Annotated in this window: 15 protein-coding genes; 4 read left to right on the top strand and 11 right to left on the bottom strand. The window is 59.2% G+C overall.

Going from position 1 to position 17,980, the window contains the following annotated elements:
* The first annotated feature begins 4 nt into the window (after positions 1–4).
* Positions 5–1,459, top strand: coding sequence for a glutamate synthase subunit beta (locus ACQZ5K_RS13235; RefSeq protein WP_127755537.1), 1,455 nt, complete (start codon positions 5–7; stop codon positions 1,457–1,459).
* Positions 1,460–1,542: 83 nt separating this feature from the next.
* Here ACQZ5K_RS13235 and ACQZ5K_RS13230 read toward each other — a convergent pair whose 3' ends face one another.
* From ACQZ5K_RS13230 to ACQZ5K_RS13215, 4 genes are all read right to left on the bottom strand, one after another.
* Positions 1,543–2,898 carry an ATP-binding protein gene (locus ACQZ5K_RS13230; RefSeq protein ID WP_174058070.1) on the bottom strand — a complete coding sequence of 452 codons (1,356 nt, stop codon included), beginning with the start codon at positions 2,896–2,898 and terminating at the stop codon, positions 1,543–1,545.
* Positions 2,895–3,569: a response regulator transcription factor gene (locus ACQZ5K_RS13225; RefSeq protein ID WP_174058069.1), complete on the bottom strand. Its 675-nt coding sequence runs from the start codon at positions 3,567–3,569 to the stop codon at positions 2,895–2,897. The genes ACQZ5K_RS13230 and ACQZ5K_RS13225 overlap by 4 nt, the downstream gene beginning before the upstream one ends.
* Before the next feature lie 249 nt (positions 3,570–3,818).
* Positions 3,819–5,054 (bottom strand): SGNH/GDSL hydrolase family protein, encoded by a 1,236-nt coding sequence (locus tag ACQZ5K_RS13220; protein WP_174058068.1) that lies wholly within the window; start codon positions 5,052–5,054, stop codon positions 3,819–3,821.
* A 63-nt stretch (positions 5,055–5,117) separates the two neighbouring features.
* Positions 5,118–6,341, bottom strand: a complete 1,224-nt coding sequence (locus ACQZ5K_RS13215) for a lytic murein transglycosylase (RefSeq protein ID WP_003519550.1) — start codon at positions 6,339–6,341, stop codon at positions 5,118–5,120.
* Between the two features lie 195 nt (positions 6,342–6,536).
* Between ACQZ5K_RS13215 and galU the strand changes: the two genes are divergently transcribed.
* Positions 6,537–7,424, top strand: a complete 888-nt coding sequence (gene galU, locus ACQZ5K_RS13210) for a UTP--glucose-1-phosphate uridylyltransferase GalU (protein ID WP_003519549.1) — start codon at positions 6,537–6,539, stop codon at positions 7,422–7,424.
* A gap of 59 nt (positions 7,425–7,483) precedes the next feature.
* Here the strand turns inward: galU and uppP are convergent, their stop codons facing one another.
* On the bottom strand, positions 7,484–8,983 hold the full coding sequence (uppP, locus tag ACQZ5K_RS13205; protein ID WP_448740548.1) for a polysaccharide biosynthesis protein UppP: 1,500 nt from the start codon (positions 8,981–8,983) through the stop codon (positions 7,484–7,486).
* Between the two features lie 419 nt (positions 8,984–9,402).
* On the opposite strand from uppP, the gene ACQZ5K_RS13200 reads away from it, so the two are divergent.
* A complete protein-coding gene (locus ACQZ5K_RS13200; protein WP_020809352.1) occupies positions 9,403–9,768 on the top strand; it encodes a PAS domain-containing protein in 366 nt (121 codons plus the stop codon).
* A gap of 112 nt (positions 9,769–9,880) precedes the next feature.
* Positions 9,881–10,876, top strand: a complete 996-nt coding sequence (locus tag ACQZ5K_RS13195) for a KpsF/GutQ family sugar-phosphate isomerase (protein ID WP_448740547.1) — start codon at positions 9,881–9,883, stop codon at positions 10,874–10,876.
* A gap of 34 nt (positions 10,877–10,910) precedes the next feature.
* Here ACQZ5K_RS13195 and ACQZ5K_RS13190 read toward each other — a convergent pair whose 3' ends face one another.
* The 6 genes from ACQZ5K_RS13190 to ACQZ5K_RS13165 all read right to left on the bottom strand — a co-directional run bounded on the left by ACQZ5K_RS13190 (position 10,911) and on the right by ACQZ5K_RS13165 (position 17,955).
* Positions 10,911–11,375, bottom strand: a complete 465-nt coding sequence (locus ACQZ5K_RS13190) for an NfeD family protein (protein ID WP_031233584.1) — start codon at positions 11,373–11,375, stop codon at positions 10,911–10,913.
* Between the two features lie 2 nt (positions 11,376–11,377).
* Positions 11,378–12,427: an SPFH domain-containing protein gene (locus ACQZ5K_RS13185; RefSeq protein WP_059757718.1), complete on the bottom strand. Its 1,050-nt coding sequence runs from the start codon at positions 12,425–12,427 to the stop codon at positions 11,378–11,380.
* A gap of 57 nt (positions 12,428–12,484) precedes the next feature.
* Positions 12,485–13,519 (bottom strand): ferrochelatase, encoded by a 1,035-nt coding sequence (hemH, locus tag ACQZ5K_RS13180; RefSeq protein WP_142780764.1) that lies wholly within the window; start codon positions 13,517–13,519, stop codon positions 12,485–12,487.
* 354 nt (positions 13,520–13,873) lie between these two features.
* Complete coding sequence (locus tag ACQZ5K_RS13175) at positions 13,874–15,769, bottom strand: 5'-nucleotidase C-terminal domain-containing protein (protein WP_448740546.1); 1,896 nt, start codon at positions 15,767–15,769, stop codon at positions 13,874–13,876.
* Between the two features lie 216 nt (positions 15,770–15,985).
* A complete protein-coding gene (gene omp10 / locus ACQZ5K_RS13170; protein ID WP_003497694.1) occupies positions 15,986–16,360 on the bottom strand; it encodes an outer membrane lipoprotein Omp10 in 375 nt (124 codons plus the stop codon).
* 149 nt (positions 16,361–16,509) lie between these two features.
* The gene (locus ACQZ5K_RS13165; protein WP_448740545.1) at positions 16,510–17,955 is read right to left on the bottom strand and encodes a homospermidine synthase; all 1,446 of its coding nucleotides are present in this window, start codon (positions 17,953–17,955) and stop codon (positions 16,510–16,512) included.
* Positions 17,956–17,980: the final 25 nt, after the last annotated feature.

Below are 17,980 nucleotides of genomic sequence, written 5' to 3'. Positions count from 1 at the left end.
AAACGTGGGCAAGGTTACAGGTTTTCTGGAGATCGACCGGCAGGTGGGCAAGTATCAGCCCGCATCGGATCGTATCCGCCATTTCCGCGAATTCACCATTCCGATGTCGGATGCCGAGGTGCAGAAGCAGGCGGCGCGCTGCATGGATTGCGGCATTCCCTACTGTCATGGCCCGACGGGCTGTCCCGTGCACAACCAGATCCCCGACTGGAACGATCTGGTCTATAACAACAATTGGGAAGAGGCGATCCGCAACCTCCATTCCACCAACAACTTCCCGGAATTTACCGGCCGCGTCTGTCCCGCGCCTTGTGAGGAGGCGTGCACGCTGAACCTCGAGGATGCGCCGGTCGCCATCAAGACCGTCGAGCAGGCGATTGCCGACAAGGCCTATGAGTTGGGCTTTATCGTGCCGAAGCCGGCGACGATCCACACCGGCAGACGAGTCGCCATCATCGGTTCCGGTCCTTCGGGCATGGCGGCGGCGCAGCAGCTCGGCCGCGCCGGTCACGAGGTTCATGTCTATGAGCGCGAATCCAAGCCCGGTGGCCTGCTGCGTTACGGCATCCCGGACTTCAAGATGGAGAAGAACTTCATCGACCGCCGTGTCGAGCAGATCAAGGGTGAAGGCGTCACCTTCCATTGCGGCGTCAATGTCGGCGTCGATGTGACGGTCGAGGCGCTTCTGGCCGACCACGATGCCGTGCTCTACTGCGGCGGTTCGGAAACCCCGCGTCCGGCCGGTATCGGCGGCGCCGATCTGCATGGCGTCTACGATGCCATGCCTTACCTCGTGCAGCAGAACCGCCGCGTCGGTCGCGAAAATATCGACAGCGTCGGCTGGCCGGCCGATCCGATTCTTGCCGGCGGCAAGCATGTCGTCGTTGTCGGCGGCGGCGATACCGCATCCGACTGCGTCGGTACGGCTTTCCGTCAGGGTGCGGTGAAGGTCACGCAGCTCGACATCCGCCCGATGCCGCCGGAAAAGGAAGACAAGCTGGCGGTCTGGCCTTTCTGGGCAACCAAGATGCGCACCTCGTCCTCGCAGGCCGAAGGCGCCATCCGTGAGTTCCAGGTGGCGACGCTCGAATTCGTCGGCGAAGACGGCGTGTTGACCGGCGTGAAGTGCTGTCAGGTGGATGACCGCCGCAAGCCGATTGCCGGCACGGAATTCATCATCAAGGCCGATCTCGCCTTCATCGCCATCGGCTTTTCCGGTCCCTTCACGGACAGCGTGCTGAAGGAAATGGATGGCAAGCTGACGCTCAACACCGACCGTCGCGGTTCCACCAATGTGATTGCCAACGAAACGGACTACAAAACCTCGGTCGACAAGCTGTGGGCGGCGGGCGACGTGCGCCGTGGCCAGTCGCTTGTGGTCTGGGCGATCCGCGAAGGCCGTCAGGCGGCGCGCGCGATCGATGAAGCGCTGATGGGTGCGACCGTTCTTCCGCGCTAAGCACTGACGGTAATACGAACCGGAAAGGCCTGTTGCAGACGCAACAGGCTTTTCTTTTGGCTGCGAAAATGACGGCTTCTTCTTCAGCAATAGGGAAGGGTGATACGAAAACAGGCGCCACCGGTGGAGGCATCGCTGATGGTAATCTCCCCGCCGTGATAACGGACGATTTCCTGCACGAGGTTGAGCCCGAGCCCGGTGCCGCGATCTTTCGGTCGCAGGCGGTGGAAGGCATCGAAAACCAGTTCCCGGTCCTCCTCGGGAATACCATTGCCTTCGTCGGCTATCTCGATCACCCGGTTTGTCGCCACCCTTATCGTGATCGTGCCGCGATTGCCGCCATGTTCTATGGCGTTTTGCACGATGTTCATCAGGGCGCGCTGCAACGAAGCGTCGTCGGCAAGGGCGAGGATAGGCTCTTCCTCCGGTTCGAAGGACAGCGCATATCCCTGTGATATGGCGAGCGGGGCCATATCGGCGACGACCGATCTGCACAGGGTGACAAGATCAAGGGGAACCAGAGGGGCTTTCTGCCCGCCAAGGCGCTGCAAATCGAGCAATTGTTCGGCCAGCACGGCGATACGGCTGGCATCCGCCAATATTCTGCTACGGGCCGGGCCGTCCAGCAGCGTTTCTACCCGGGTCTGGAGAATGGCGACGGGGGTTCGCAATTCATGGGCGGCATCGAGAATGAAGCGCTTGTGCCGTTCGTAGCCATCGTCCAGCCGCTTCAACGCGCCGTTGACGGCATGCACGAGCGGCTGCACCTCCCGTGGAATATCGCCATCCGGCAATCGGTATCCGCGCCTGTCGATATCGATGGTTTCCGCCGTGTGGGCAATGGTGGACAGGGCGCGAAATTCCCTGCGGATGATCCAGGGGATGGTCACGACCGTCACGATGGACATGAGAATGAGGACAGGCATGATCAATATGTTCGAGAACAACAAAACGGGGAAGGTCATGCTGAACGGCCCGCCTTTGCCGATCATGACGAATTCTCCCGCCGGCCCCGAAGCTCGGCGAACGACGGCGATGCGCACCACGGCGAGGTAGGAATAGGACAGCGCCGCGTCGCGCACGTCGGAGACCCTGATGTCGCTCAGCTGCTGATCCATGTTGCTGAATGCCTCGGGCACCTGCCCGCCCTGCACGATCTCACCTTTTTCGCTGACCGCGACGAACCAGAAATCGGAGGTATTGCTGCGCAGGTTGATGAATTCGGGCGTTTCTTTGAGAACCAGCCGATTGTCCTCATTCCGTATGATCGCATTGGCGGTTATCTGGGCCGCCTCCGGGCTGAGCAGCGCGCTGCCTGCGCCGCCGCTCGACATATAGGTGACAATGGCGGCGGTGACGAAGAACAGGCTGCCGATCTGGAACAGCAGCAGTTGAATGGTGAGCCGGCGCTTGAGCGATTTTCTTCTGGCCAGCCTCACGGGGTTGCCCTCAGCAGGTAACCGACGCCGCGAATGCCGTGGACCTCAAGGCCCGCATCCGCGGCCGCCAATTTGCGGCGCAAGCGGGAAATATGGGAATCGAGTGCATTGGACTGGATCTCATCGTCGAAATTATAAACGGCTTCCTCGAGCAATGAGCGCAGCACCGTTCTGCCCTGTCGCCGTAACAGGGCTTCGAGGATCAGCAGTTCGCGTCTGGTCAGCGGAAGGAATTCACCCTTGATGCGCACTTCGCGGGTTTCGAAGCAGAATTCAAGCCTGCCCAGTTTTGCAGTCATCGTCACGGCGCCGGCCGGCCGGCGCATCAGGGCGCGGATGCGCGCAAGCAGTTCCTCGACCGCGAATGGCTTGGCCAGATAATCGTCCGCACCGAGGTTCAGGCCATTCACCCGATCCACAAGCGCGCCCTGCGCGGTGAGCACGATGACGGGCGGGGTGACGGGCAGAAGCCGCAAATCTTCGATAAGCTGGATGCCGTCACCGTCGGGCAATTGCCGGTCAAGCACGACAAGGTCGTGGACGCCGTCCATGATGGCGTGACGGGCAAGATCGAGCGTGCCGACCGTATCCACGATAATATCGAACCGGTGGAGCGCGGCGGACAGGGCTGCTGCCATTTCGCGTTCGTCTTCAACAAGCAGCAGGCGCATGAATTCATCTCGGTATTGTCCGGCGTACCTTCTGGAGAGGGGCGCGGCGAAAGGCAAAAAAATGACGGCGCTGCTGACGCTACGAACAAGCGAGGCGTCGCCGTCAAATAGATGTCGCCATGCAAAAAGGGGGAGCGGGGATGGTGGATGGCCAACCCCGCATTCCTGCAAAGCTGTACCTATCCTGTCATGTGCGGATTGCCTAAACATTACGCCCGCTGCTGGGCGGTCAGGCCGCTGCGAAAGCGCTTATTGTTTTGCCTGTGTGGTATCGGGCGCCACACGATAGTCATCGATGCGGCCTGCCGGTGCATCGGCCATTTCGCCCCGCTTGGTCAACCTTTCGCGTGGCGATTCCACCACGGATACGCGTGTCGGTCCGGCGGCCAAAGGGGCATCGCCCAGCAGCTTGTCGCCGCCATCGAGATTGGGATCGGTGAGGCTGATAGGCTGGGTACGCACCTGCCCGGCATCGATGCCGAGCGCGGGCAGGGAGGTAAGTGCCGGCAGATTGCTGCCGTCCAGTTTCACGAGGTCCGGCCCGGCGCTATCGAGGTGCCGGCGCACGAATTTTTCGACGTAAAATGCAAGCTTGCGTTTGCCGGCCTGGGTCATGCCGATGCCATCAGCCTCGCGCAGGCGCGCCTGCTGGCCGTTCATGTCGTAGCCGGTAATGACGAATTTTCCCGCCTCATCGACGAAGCCGTCCCAGACGTCCACGAATTCGCCGCCGTATTTCTCGACATGGCTGCGATAAAGCCGGTTGAAACCGACGAGATCGGCCGAAAGCGACGGCGACTGGAAGGCGGGAAGGCCAACCCACAAGAGCGGCACCTTTTGGCGCCTGGCAAGGGCCAGAAGCTCGTCGATCCGCCGCTCATATTCCTTGAACCAGACCTCCGTGCCGAATTTTTCCCTGATATCGCCGATCTGCATCTGCTGGCGATCGTTCGATCCCATCATGATGACGATGGTGGCCGGTTTGGTCTCGCTGATGAATTGCGGCAGGTTGGTGAACCAGTCGTAATAATCGGTACGGACGAGGCCGGAAGAACCATTTGCACGCACATCGACGGCGATTGCAGGCGAACTGGCGAAGGCATTGACCAGTTCTTCACCCATGCCGCCGGCAAGAAAATCGCCGATGACCAGAACGCGTCGCGCATTTTCAAGCTTGGCGGCCGGCTCCGGCTTTGCGGTCCGCATCTGCACCACCGAGGGCGCTTTTCTGGCGGGTTGCGGGCGGGTGACCGATCTTTCGCGCGGAGCAGACGGAAAGTCGCGGCGGTTGCGGGGCTGGTATTCGCGCCCGGATCCGCCATCGCGGCCCACCGGTCTGCCGAAGAGCATTTCAAACAGGGTGCGCCGTTGCTCCTGGGCGAAGCTTTCGGAAGGAACGAGCGGCACGGCAAGGACAACGGAAAGAAGGACGGCGCAGAAACGCCAGCCGGTTCTTCCGTTCTTCGCCGCAGGTTTCCTACTCATGACATCAACCTTTCCGGATGCATCGGCGGCGCTCACGCCGCCGCCGAATTCACCGGCACATTATCAATTGCGCAAGGCTCTCAGCAACCGCTGCGACGGTTGGCCGTCGGTTTCCATACCCATGCGCGACTGGATGGCGCTGATGGCGGCTTTCGACCCGGAGCCAAAGTTCCCATCCACCTCACCGTCATAATAGCCGAGTTCCTTCATGCGGGTCTGCAGCTCGAATTTTTCACGAATGTCCAGCGTCCCATCGGGGCGCGGCCATTTCTGCTGCATGCCGCCATAACCGGCGATCTCATCCGCAAGCAGACCGACGGCGAGCGCATAGCTGTCGGATGCGTTGTATTTCTTGATGGTGAAGAAGTTCTTCATCATCAGGAAGCCGGGCCCGTTTGCTCCGCCCTGCAATTTCAGCATGGCGCGATCGGAACCGCGCGTGAAGTTCTTGCCGTTCGGGCGGGCAAAGCCGAGCTTCGTCCATTCCGCAATGGTCTTCGTCTGCCCTTCATAACGGGCGCCGCCACGCGGAACGGCGGTTTCATAACCCCAGGTCCGGCCGGGCTCCCAGCCGTTCTTGGAAAGAAGATTGGCCGCGGTTGCCAGCGCGTCCGGAACGGAGTGCCAGATGTCGCGCTTGCCGTTGCCATCCGCATCCACCGCATAAAGCAGGTAGCTGGTGGGAATGAACTGGGTGTGACCCATCGCGCCCGCCCAGGAGCCTGTCAGCTGTTTCGGCGTGACATCGCCCGCCTGGAGAATCTTCAGAGCGGCGATCAATTGCGTGCGCGCGAATTTGGCGCGTTTGGGATCGGAATAGGCGAGCGTTGCCAGCGCCTGCGGGATGTTGTGCAGACGTTCGGGTTTTTCGAGAACCGCGCCGTAATTCGATTCCATCGACCAGATGGCGAGAATGATGTGCTTGTCGACGTTAAAGTTACGCTCGATCCAGTTAAGGGTTGTCGCGTGCTTCATCTTCATCTCGCGGCCGATCCGCACCGTGTACGGATTGACGCGGGAATCGAGATAATCCCAGATCTGCGTGGTGAATTCCGGTTGGAAGGTGGCCTTGCGCAGCGCGTCGGGATCCGGCTCGCTGACACCGGCAAAGGCCTTCTGATAGGTCGCCTTGCTAATGCCTTCTTTCGCGGCTGTTGCATAGAACTGGTTGATCCACTGACGGAATCCCTGATCGGCGCGGGCCGAAACGGGCGCCAGCGAGATTGCCAGGCCTGCAACCACCATGCAGCCGAATTTGCGGACATCTGAAAGGATCATCTTTGTCATCGTCTGTCTTTCGTTCTCTCGAATGTCATTTCGATTGCGAAAACGCATCGGGCGTCATCATGGATAACAAAAGAACGTCAACAAATTCTTTACCATTAATAGATGGTAGCGTCACCCTTTACAAAACGTTGTTATTTTTGAAATAACAACAGCGTGCGGGGATTGTGATCAAGTTTTATCTCTCAGGAGGGATATGTGGTAGAACAGAAGAAAATTCGGAAGGCCGTATTTCCGGTCGCAGGTCTCGGCACGCGTTTCCTGCCCGCAACCAAGGCGGTTCCGAAAGAAATGCTCACCGTCGTCGACAAGCCGGTCATTCAATACGTCGTCGATGAGGCGGCGGAAGCGGGCATTGAGCATTTTGTATTTGTCACCGGCCGCGGCAAGGCGGTGATCGAAGATTATTTTGATATTCAATTTGAACTTGAACAGATGCTGCGCGAGCGCAACAAGAATGCCGAGCTGACATTGCTGGCCGGCCTTCTGCCCAAGGCGGGCACCGCGAGCTTCACGCGCCAGCAGGTGCCGCTCGGTCTTGGCCATGCGGTCTGGTGCGCCCGTGATATCGTCGGCGACGAGCCTTTCGCCGTGCTCTTGCCCGATATGATCATGCATTCGCAGAAAAGCTGCCTCAAGGGCATGGTTGAACTTTATGACCAGACCCAGGGCAACGTCATCGCGGTGCAGGAATGCGCTCCCGATCAGACGCATAAATACGGTATCGTCGGCGTGGGTGATGCCGTGGGCGAAGGTTTCAAGATCACTGAAATGGTCGAAAAGCCTGCCAAGGGTACGGCGCCGTCGAATTTCTACATCAACGGCCGTTACATTCTTCAGCCCGAGATTTTCGACATTCTCGAAAATCAGGAGCGTGGCGCCGGCAATGAAATCCAGCTGACGGACGGCATGCTGACGCTCGCGAAGTCGCAGGAATTCTCCGGCTATCATTTCCGTGGCCAGACCTTCGATTGCGGCGCCAAGGATGGTTTCATCCTTGCCAACGTCGCCTTCGCGCTGGAGCGTGGCGATATTCGCCCTGCGATCGAAGAGCCGATCAAGGCTCTGATCGACGGGTTGAAGTAATTCACCAGAACAACAACGGGATCCCGGCCTCAGCGCCGGGATTTCTTTTTGGCCGAAGCCTATCGCTTGAGGACAAGTCCTGCGCCGACACGCAGCTCGCTGCTGTCATAAACCGGTGTCCACTGGTAGCTGACGTCCGCCGTCAGGTCGAGATAGCGGTTCAGCCCCCAGGTCAGGCCGGCGCCTGCGGTATATTCAACGGCATTTTCCATGTCGGAAGAGGGGAATGTGCGATGCACGATCTGTCCCGTCAGGCGGGCAACGAGGTTGCTGCGCAATTCGTGGGTCAGGCCGGCATCCAGCCGATAGGAAACCCAGCCACCCTGCGGTCCGCCGGCAAAGTCCTCTATCGTCGTGCGCAGGCCAAGATTGACATTCGTGCCGCGCTGGGGTGACCAGTTGAGTTCGCCATCCAGCGTCAATGCGCCGATCGAGGCGAGGCGATCGTCGTCATATTGCTTGCGCAGATAGCCGATGGCGGCCTCGCCGCGTGTCTTCTCGCCAAGATCGACTTCCGCGCCGACCTTCGCCCCATAGGCATTGGAGGAGCGGGCATAGCCCGAATTGTCGAGACGCCTGTCATATTTGGTCGTCCCGGCATTCAGTTCGAGGAAGGGGATGAGCGCCGGCGACAATTCATAACCGATGCGTCCACGCAGGTTCGCGCCGTTCTGATCACGGTCGCTGAGGCTGATCGGCCGGCCGTCGACGCCTTTCGCGTCCGTATAGACCGTGCGCGAGAGATCGAGCGCCGCCAGGCCGCGCAGCTTGCCGAAATCCCGCTCTATCGATGCGCTGGTGGTGAAGCGGTGTTCGCCGCCCTGCACGGCAGCGCCGGTGAGAGCATTGGGGTCCGTCGTGTCTTCGCGGCTGAATTCGTAACCGGCCTTGAGATTGGCCGTCGTTTCTTCGCCGAGATCAAGGCGCAAATCGGCCTCTATCCTGGCCCGGGGTTCTTCGCCGTCCTTGTCGCTGCCGAAATTTCTCTCCCAGGCGCCGTCGCCTGTCACCGTCAAAGCGTGACGGGACCAGTCGCTGGTGAGCGTACCGCGTATGCCTGTCGTCAGATAGTTGCGTCTGGAAGGGCCGCCGGTATTCGTCTGCTTTTCCGTATTGATCGTCTGGCTGATCGAAGGCCGCAGCAGGAATGTGCCGAGCCGGATGCCGGGCGTCTGGCCGGGTTCGGTCGCTATCCGTGGATTTTCGCCACCGTCCACCGTCGGCTCATAGGGGTTTTCGGCCTCGGCATAGGGTTGGCCCGCGTCGTCCTGCTGTTCGTAAATCGGATCGCCGGGATTGTTGGACGGACGCCAGAGTTGCGGTGCCGGCGTGGGTGTAGCTGTGGCAGGGACAGCGCCAGTGCTCACCCCACTGTCCGTCGCCGGTATGGAGGAAGCTGCTCCGTCGACGGCAGAAGCGGCGCCCGGCAAGACGGGTATGGCTGTCGTTGCGGTCTGCGCGAAGGTGTTTCCCTGTGGGTAAAAAATCGTGCAGGCGAGCAGCAGGGTTGCTGCTTTCCGCGACGTCGGCAGACGTGTGGCGGTGCCCTTCACGTTCATTCCTTTTCACCCGGCGAGTTTGGCCGATGCCGGATCGAAGGACCACCAAGACATCTCCTCAGACCCGATGAGTGACAGGCCGATGAAATGACGTGAAGAAACCAGGGACCAGACAGGCGACGCAAGTTTTAACATCGCTTTAACAATAGGTTTTTTATGGTTAACAGTTGATAAAGATCGCCGGGATTTCAGTGTTATGGCAGGGGCGCAAAGCCAACGGCGCCGATCATCGGACCCGGCGGGCCGATTTCAGCCGTCACCATGACTGGAGGAAAATGGTCAAGAATGCAAAATATTCCTAATATGAGAAGATTAAAACGTTTCAATTCGGCACGGAATCGCCCTATAGTTTATAGGGGCTGATCTTCTATTGCTCAGCAAGTGGTATTGAATTTTATTTTGTGTGACAGCGTCGTTTCATGAATCCCGTTTTGAACACCAAGCAGGTCGGTTTTTATTGTTGGGATATTACCAATGACCGTTTCTATCTAGACGAAGTATGTGCTGAACTCTTCGGTATTCCACTGCGGCAGGCGATGCAGGGCATCAGCATTTTTCAGATGCTTGAAAAAGTGGACCTGGATCATCGAAACCGTGTGATCGAAACGGCTTTGATTACCCTGAAGGCCGCGAGTTTTTATAATCAGGAATATGCCGTGCGCCGCAGTGACGGCTCGGTCTCATGGGTAAGGACGCTCGGGCGATATCTGGTCGACGAGGAAAACATCCCTTTCAAGCGGCTTGGAACGATGGAGGAGATTTCTCCGCCGGATCGCCGTCATTGATGATATGTCGTTATACCGAAACCGTTGAACATTTTCGGACGACATCTACTAAAACCCGGCGCTGGCCGGCTGGAGAGTGGACTTATTCCGGTTGAAAGAGTAACAGTCAGCCATGATTACGCGCGCCGTCAAACTGGTCGAAGACAATGCCATCGAATCCGCCGTGCGGACGATTTCGATGGAGCGGGCTGGCCTTGCCGCCCTTGAGGATGCTCTGAGGAACGGCCTTTCCGAGCCCTTCTGCAAGGCGATCGAGACCATCGGCCAGTCGAATGGCCGTCTCATCATTACCGGGGTCGGGAAAAGCGGCCACATAGGCGCGAAGCTTGCCGCCACCTTCGCCTCCACCGGAACGCCTGCCTTTTTTGTGCATGCGGCGGAGGCCAATCACGGCGATCTGGGCATGATCGGCGGCGATGACGTGGTGCTGGCCATTTCCAAGGGCGGCGAAAGCGCGGAGCTGCGTAGCATCATCAACTATTCGCGTCGTTTCTCCATTCCGCTGATCGCGCTCACCTGTTCGGAAAATTCATCGCTGGCACAGGCTTCCGATATCGTGCTGCTGGTTCCCAATGAGCAGGAAGCCTGCCCGCTCGGCCTTGCGCCCACGACCTCTACGTTGATGCAGCTTGCGCTGGGCGATGCCCTTGCCGTTGCACTGCTGGAGGCGCGCAATTTTACGGCGGGCGATTTCAAGGTGTTTCATCCCGGCGGCAAACTGGGGGCGAGCCTGACGCTGGTCAGCGATATCATGCATACCGGCGATCGTGTGCCGCTGGTCAACAAGGGAACGGCCATGCCGGAAGCGGTCGGGGTTCTCTCCCGCAAGCATTTCGGCTGTGTCGGCATTCTGGACGAGGATGGCTGCCTGTGCGGCATCGTCACCGAGGGCGATATGGCGCGCAACCTGTCGCGCAACCTCGCCGAGATGACGGTCGACGACATCATGACCCGCACGCCGAAGACCGTCAAAAAATCGGTGCTGGCGACCAGCGCACTGGCGACGCTGGAAAAATTCCACATTGGCGCGCTTATTGTCATCGATGACGACAACCGGCCCATCGGGCTGGTGCATTTCCACGATCTCTTGAGAATTGGCGTGGCTTGAAGCCACCGCTGATCCTGAAAAAGCTGGTCTGAATCTATCGGTCCAACGGCTCGATTGTCAGCGTGCGTCCGCGTGCGGAAGCGATCCTCACTCGTGTGCCGGCCGGCAGGTCTTCGCCGTTGACCGGCCACCAGGTATCGTCCAGCCTGATGCGGCCACGCCCTTCGACAATCGGTTCCTGAAGGGTCGCGGTGCGGCCGACAAGGCTTGCCTCACGCTGGTTGAGGAAGGGTTCGTCGCTTGCCGCCCGGTTCCTGCCGAAATATTTCCGGCCAAGCAGGGCGAAGACGACGGAGAGCGCGGCAAACAGCACCAGCTGCAATTGCCAGGCCCAGAATGCCGCATCCCACAAAAGCAGCGAGACCGCGCCGATGACCAGCGCGGCGAGGCCGATCCAGATCAGGAACACGCCGGGGGCGATGAGTTCGGCGGCCAGAAGCACGAAGGCGACAATCCACCAGCTCCATGGTCCCAGCTCAGTGGCAAGCCGTTGCAGCATCATCACTTCTCCGATGAAGAGCCGAAGGGATTACCGGGGATCGTGACGTTGATGCTCTGGCCGGAAGGCCGCGTCGGCGGCACGGAGCGGGACGATGTGGAGGGGGCCGGCGCGGTCGGCGCATCGCCCCTGTCACCGAAAACCTCTTTCGCAATCGTGCCGATACCGCCAAGGGAGCCGATCAGCGCCGAAGCCTCCATCGGCATCAGCACGATCTTGGAATTCTTCGCCGTGCCGATTTCTGCCAGAGCCTCGGTATATTTCTGGGCGACGAAATAATTGATGGCGTGGACATTGCCGGCGGCGATGGCTTCCGAGACCATGCGGGTGGCGTTGGCTTCGGCCTCGGCCAGACGCTCGCGCGCCTCGGCATCGCGGAACGCCGCTTCGCGCTGGCCTTCCGCCTCCAGAATGGCGGATTGCTTTGCGCCTTCCGCACGCAGGATCTGGGCATTGCGGGCGCCTTCGGCTTCCAGCACCTGCGCGCGTTTTTCGCGCTCGGCCTTCATCTGCCGCGCCATGGAATCGACGAGATCCTTCGGCGGTGCGATGTCCTTGATTTCGATGCGGGTGACCTTGATGCCCCATGGTCCCACCGCCTCGTCCACCACGCGCAGCAGGCGGTCGTTGATGGCGTCGCGGTTCGACAGCAATTCGTCGAGGTCCATCGAACCCATCACCGAACGGATATTGGTCATGGTGAGGTTTTCGATGGCCATTTCCAGATTGGCGATCTGGTAAGCGGCCTGCGCGGCATTGAGGACCTGATAGAAGGTGACGGCGTCGGCGGAGACGCTGGCATTGTCGCGGGTGATGACTTCCTGTGTCGGTATATGCAGGACCTGCTCCATCACGTTCATTTTCGAACCGATGGTTTCGAAGAACGGCACGATGAGGTTCAGGCCCGGCTCGAGCGTGCGGGTATAGCGCCCGAACCGTTCAACCGTGTAGCGATGCCCCTGGGGCACGGTCTTGATGCCGGCAAACAGCACCAGAATAACGAGAACCACCGCTGCCATGACGACGATGTCGAAACCGCCCAATGCAATCATCACTTTTCCTCCTGATCAGAACCGTCCGGGTTTTACCCCGGCATCGTTATGGCAAGATTACACCCATCCTTGCAACTCCCGCCGCACAACCTTTTCGAGAACATTCATGCCCTCGGCGCTGTCGTTCAGGCAGGGAATATGGGTAAATTTCTCTCCGCCATTATGCAGGAAAATCTCGCCCGCTTCACCGGCGATTTCTTCCAGCGTCTCAAGACAATCCGAAACGAAGCCGGGATTCATCACGGCGATGCGCTTGATGCCTTCCGAGGCCAGCTTTTCCACGGTCTTGTCGGTATAGGGCTGCAACCATTCTTCCGGTCCGAAACGCGACTGGAAGGTGATCATGAAATTTTTCTCTGTCCGCCCCAGCGCCTCGCGCAGCAGCCGGGCGGTTTTCTGGCAGTGACAATAATAAGGATCGCCCTTTTTGAAATAGGATTGCGGAATGCCGTGAAAAGAGGTGATCAGCATTTCCGGCTCCCAGTCCAGCGTCGCCAGATGGTTTTTGACCGAGGCGGCGAGCGCCTCGATATAGGCCGGATCGTCGTGATAGGGCGGTACGGTGCGGATGGCGGGCTGCCAGCGCAGCTTCATCAAATGCTCGAAAGCCTTGTCGTTCACGGTTGCCGTGGTCGATGCGGCATATTGCGGATAAAGCGGGAAAAGCAGGATTTTTTCGCAACCCTGTTCCTTCAGCGCATCGATCTTCGAGGCGATGGAGGGCTGGCCGTAACGCATGCCCCAGTCGACCGCGACATTGGGCAGGTCCTTCAGCGCTTCCGCCAACAGCTCGCCCTGGCTGCGAGTATAGGTGCGCAGATAGCTTTCATTGCGCTCGTGGTTCCAGATTTCCTCATAGGCCTTGCCGACTTTCTGCGGGCGCTTGTTGAGAACAATGCCGTAAAGGATCGGATACCAGTAGAGACGCGACCATTCGATCACCCGCTTGTCGCTCAGGAATTCCGCCAGATAACGGCGCATCGGCCAATAGTCCGTACCGTCAGGCGTGCCGAGGTTGACGAGCAGGACGCCGACCTTGCCAAATGCCGTGCGGGGATGGTTTGCGGGGAGTGCGGATAGTTCTGTCGCCATGAATGACACCCTGAAACTCGGACTGGTTGCGTGAGGAGCGGTTCCGTTTCGGACAAGGGCGGAAACGCTCCATCTTCTGTTTATGCGTGCCGAACGCAAACCGCGACGGGGTTGGACCGGCAATGCCCGAGCTATACGCTCGTGCCGTCAATTTGTTCACGTGTTCTAGACGAAATTTTTCAGGATTAAACCACCGGCGGAGGCTATTTCCGCGGCGGGGGGCGCTGCAGGATGTCTTTTGCCAAAATTTGATCTGTAAAGATTTGTTTTTAAAAGGAAAATAAGAAGCCGGCCCCGATCTCCGAGGGCCGGCTTCCTGTCTGCGGCAAATTGCCCTGTCTGTTCCCGTCCGGCTTATTGAGCCGGCAGTTCCAGCTCCTCGCCGATCTCGATGTGGTTCGGATGCTTCAGCGTGTTTGCCTTGGCAATCCTGCTCCAGAGAGCGCCGTCGCCATATTTCTCCGCTGCGATCTTCCAGAGCGAGTCGCCCTTTTCAACGACATATTTGCTGGCGGCAGCAGCGGCTGCGGCGGGCGTCGTCGTGGCCGGAGCCGTGGCGGCCGGTGCTGCGGGAGCGGGGGCCGGTGTGGCGGCCGGCGCAGGTGCCGCCGGCTTTGCCGGAGCGACATAACCGGCAGGCGTTACTTCGCTGATGCGGCCATCCGTGTAGGGCTTATAGGGGCTGTTGGCGGTGATATAGGCCGCAACGGCTTCCTCGAGGTTGGGGCCGAAGTCATAGGCGTTGATGGCCTTGGTCGCAAAGACCTTGAAGCCGTCGCCGCCGGTACGAACGTAATTATTGGCCGCGACAATATAGGTCTTGGCGGGATCGAGAGGCACGAAGGCGTCGCCTTCCTTGACCTCGACCGAAACGACACGGCCGCCGGCCGGCTTGGAGCGGTCGAAGGAATATTTCAGGCCGGAGACCTGCATGAAACGACCAGCGCCGTCGTCGATCTGGCTGACGCCATTTTCGAGGGCGGCGCGAATATCCTCGCCCTTCAGCTGGAAGGTCGCGACGGTGTTCTGGAACGGCAGAACCGTCAACACTTCGCCCATGGAGACATCGCCGGCATCGATGGAGGAGCGCAGGCCGCCGCTATTGGCGAAAGCGATGGTCACGCCCTGATCCTTGACGCGCGCAAGCGTCGCATCCGCCACCAGATTGCCCATGGAGCATTCCTTCACGCGGCAAACCTTGCGGTCTCCCTCAATCGGGCCTTCCGAAGAGCCGACGACCTTCGATTTCAGAGCCTCGATCGGCGCCTTCAGCTCATCGATGCGCTTCAGCGTGGCTTCATCGGGCTTGAAGGAGGAGTCGATCAGGATGGGATCGCCCTTGCTTTCCTTGACCACGCCACTGTCGTCGAAGACCACTTTGAGGTCGCCCAGATATTTGCTGTACTGTCCGGCCTGAACGACCGGAACCTTGTAGCCGCCGGGATTGTCGACGAGGGTCGGATAGGGGCCTTCGGCCTTCTGGTCGGTGTTGGAAAGCAGCGTATGTGTGTGGCCGCCGACCACGACGTCGACGTCAGGGATTTTGGCGATGAATTCGAGATCGCGCGGATAGCCGACATGGGTGAGGGCGATGATCTTGTCGACGCCGTCCTGCTTCAGCTTCTGTACCTGCTCGCTGATTTTCGCGACATCTTCGGCGATGGTGATATTGGGACCGGGCGTTGCCAGTTCAGCCGTGTCGTTCGCGACCGCGCCGACGATGCCGATTTTCTGTCCGCCGACTTCGAGCACGATGGACGGCTTGACGCGGTCGCCGATTTTCGAGGCGGCGGTTGCCACCACATTGGCGGTCACGACGGGGAACTGCACCTTGTCGAGGAAGCCGGCAAGTCCGTCTTCGCTGTCGTCGAACTCATGATTGCCGACGGTCATGGCGTCGAACTTCATGGCGTTCAGCACTTCCGCTTCCACCGTGCCCTTGTAGGTGGTGTAGAACAACGATCCCTGGAAATTGTCGCCGGCATTGAGCAGGAGGACATTCTTGCCTTGAGCCTTCAGGGCATCACGGGTCTGATTGATTGCGGTCAGAAGACGGGCGGCGCCGCCGAAGCATTCGTTTTTGCCTTCTTCTTCCGCCGAGCAGGTCGAGTCGAATTTGTTGATCGATTCGATACGGGAGTGAAAATCGTTGATGTGAAGAATGTTGAGCTCGTAATCGGCCAGAGCCGCTCCAGCCGAAAGCGTTATCGCTGAAACGCTCAGCATACCCAATCCCAAAATTTTCTTCATGGTCCCTCTCTCCTGTTCAAAGCGGAAGCCCGGGCCGGTCGATCATCCTCCGGCCGTGCTCATTTTCTAATCTGAAATCATGTCAGTCTTTCAAAGCGCGATGTTTCCATTTAGCGGCAATCGCCGCAAGCGAAATTATGACAGGCGCACAATAAACAAAAACGCACGCCTGAAGCGTGCGTTCCAGAAGATCATCTCTTTGAAAAGGTGACGTTATCAGCCTTGGCGCGTCAGCGAGAACTGGCTGTTCGTGTCCGTCGTGCAGTTCAATTGTGACGGAGAGACGAGGGCGCAGTTGACGCGCGACTGCGTGTTGCGCACCAGTGAGGTCATGTTGATTTCGTAAAGCGTCGGCGAAATCGTCACATAGGTGCCGGAGGCCAGAAGCGTGTTGGTGTCGGTCGAGCGGGTGGAGAAGGCGCCGTTCTGGAACGTCGATACGATGCCGTTGCGGTCGATCCAGCGACCGTCGACGGCCGGGCCGCGGGCAAGCGAAGGCGCCATCGAGGTCTGCTGGGAGGGACCCGGCGCGACGCATGAAGACACCGCGATGGCGGCTGAAAGCAAAGCAGCGCTTGTCTTGAAGTTCATGAGCCTGTTCTCCTGCGATTCGATGAAACCTTCTGTGCTTCGACCATGCCGCGAAGCGTTGCTTATTTCAAGGCAACGTTGTTCGCTCTCCCCGGTTCCTGATGTCATGCAGGAAAGCCCCGGCGTGACAAATATGAGACTCCGTCCCGTCAGCGCACGAGGATGTTGCGAAACTGCCAGGGATCGGACGTATCGATATTGTCGGGAAACAGGCCGGGGCGGCCATCGGTCGGCTTCCAGTCGGTATAATGTCCCTCGACGGGTCCGAGATAGGGGCGCTGCACCTCAAGGCAACGGCGGTAATCCATTTCATCCGCCTCGACGATACCGGCCTGCGGGTTCTCAATCGCCCAGACCATGCCCGCGAGCACAGCGGAACTGACCTGCAATCCGGTCGCATTCTGGTTGGGGGCGAGGGAGCGTGCTTCCTGCAGGCTCAACCGAGAGCCATACCAATAGGCATTCCTGTCATGGCCATAAAGAAGAACGCCGAGTTCATCGGCGCCGTCGACAAGCTCGTCTTCGCCGAGCACATGCTGGATCGGCTGAGGGGTGCCGCCATTGCCGAAAAGCTCATGCAGGGAAAGAATGGCGTCATTGCAGGGATGATAGGCATAATGGCAGGTCGGCCGATAGGTCACGTCGCCATCATCGTTGCGGACGGTGAAATAGTCGGAAATCGAAATCGCTTCGTTATGCGTGACGAGAAATCCATATTGCGGTCCGAGCCCCGGACACCATGTCCGCACCCGCGTATTGGCGCCGGGCTGATCGAGATAGATCGCCGCCTTGCTTCCCTTTTTCTGCTTTTTTGCGTTTTTCGGCATCCAGTTTTCATGCGTTCCCCAGCCGAGTTCGGCCGGCTGAAAACCTTCCGCGATAAAACCTTCGACCGACCATGTGTTCCAGAAAGCGCCGAAGGGCTTGGGTTCTTTCGCCCGCTGGGTGTCGCGCTCGGCCACGTGAACGCCCTTGACGCCAAGCCGCTTCATCAGCTTTGCCCAGCCATCGCGGTCATGCGGCTGCGGTTCCTCGATGTCGAGGCCGGTATCTTTGGCGAGATTGACGAGTGCCTGTTTCACGAACCAGGACACCATGCCCGGATTGGCGCCGCAGGTGGAAACCGCCGTCGTGCCGCCCGGCTTGCGCGCCCTTTCCTTCAACATGGTCTCGCGCAGCGAGTAATTGGTACGGGCCGCATTGTCGGCATCGGCGTCGAAATAAAACCCGGGCCAGGGTTCGACGACCGTGTCGATGTAAAGCATGCCATGCTTGCGACAGATCCGCATCAGATCGACGGAGGCGGCATCGACCGAGAGATTGACGCAGAAGCCCTGGCCCTGAACGCCCTTGAGGAGCGGCTTGAGAATCTCTCGGTAATTTTCCTTGGTCAGATGCGTCTGGATATGGCGGATGTTCCTCTCGGCCAAAAAGGCGGCGATGTCTTCGCGCGGGTCGATGACGACGAGCCGGCTCCTGTCGAAATTGAAATGACGTTCGATCAACGGAAGAGTGCCGCGCCCGATGGAGCCGAAGCCGATCATGATGATGGGGCCGTCAATATCGCCGTAAATCGGGTGGTTTTTATCCGTCATTCGTCAATTTTCCTTTTTCAGCCAA

It is taken from the genome of Agrobacterium sp. 22-226-1, from assembly GCF_053522345.1.
Note: the sequence above shows the minus strand (reverse complement) of the source record. Positions and strands in the feature narration are given on the sequence as shown.

Coding starts and splice junctions, on each gene's coding strand:
- ACQZ5K_RS13225 (WP_174058069.1), bottom strand. CDS start 3,569: ATGCGCCTGCTGCTTGTTGAAGACGAACGCGAAATGGCAGCAGCCCTG.
- ACQZ5K_RS13220 (WP_174058068.1), bottom strand. CDS start 5,054: ATGAGTAGGAAACCTGCGGCGAAGAACGGAAGAACCGGCTGGCGTTTC.
- ACQZ5K_RS13215 (WP_003519550.1), bottom strand. CDS start 6,341: ATGACAAAGATGATCCTTTCAGATGTCCGCAAATTCGGCTGCATGGTG.
- uppP (WP_448740548.1), bottom strand. CDS start 8,983: ATGAACGTGAAGGGCACCGCCACACGTCTGCCGACGTCGCGGAAAGCA.
- ACQZ5K_RS13200 (WP_020809352.1), top strand. CDS start 9,403: ATGAATCCCGTTTTGAACACCAAGCAGGTCGGTTTTTATTGTTGGGAT.
- ACQZ5K_RS13195 (WP_448740547.1), top strand. CDS start 9,881: ATGATTACGCGCGCCGTCAAACTGGTCGAAGACAATGCCATCGAATCC.
- ACQZ5K_RS13190 (WP_031233584.1), bottom strand. CDS start 11,375: ATGCTGCAACGGCTTGCCACTGAGCTGGGACCATGGAGCTGGTGGATT.
- ACQZ5K_RS13185 (WP_059757718.1), bottom strand. CDS start 12,427: ATGATTGCATTGGGCGGTTTCGACATCGTCGTCATGGCAGCGGTGGTT.
- hemH (WP_142780764.1), bottom strand. CDS start 13,519: ATGGCGACAGAACTATCCGCACTCCCCGCAAACCATCCCCGCACGGCA.
- ACQZ5K_RS13175 (WP_448740546.1), bottom strand. CDS start 15,769: ATGAAGAAAATTTTGGGATTGGGTATGCTGAGCGTTTCAGCGATAACG.
- omp10 (WP_003497694.1), bottom strand. CDS start 16,360: ATGAACTTCAAGACAAGCGCTGCTTTGCTTTCAGCCGCCATCGCGGTG.
- ACQZ5K_RS13165 (WP_448740545.1), bottom strand. CDS start 17,955: ATGACGGATAAAAACCACCCGATTTACGGCGATATTGACGGCCCCATC.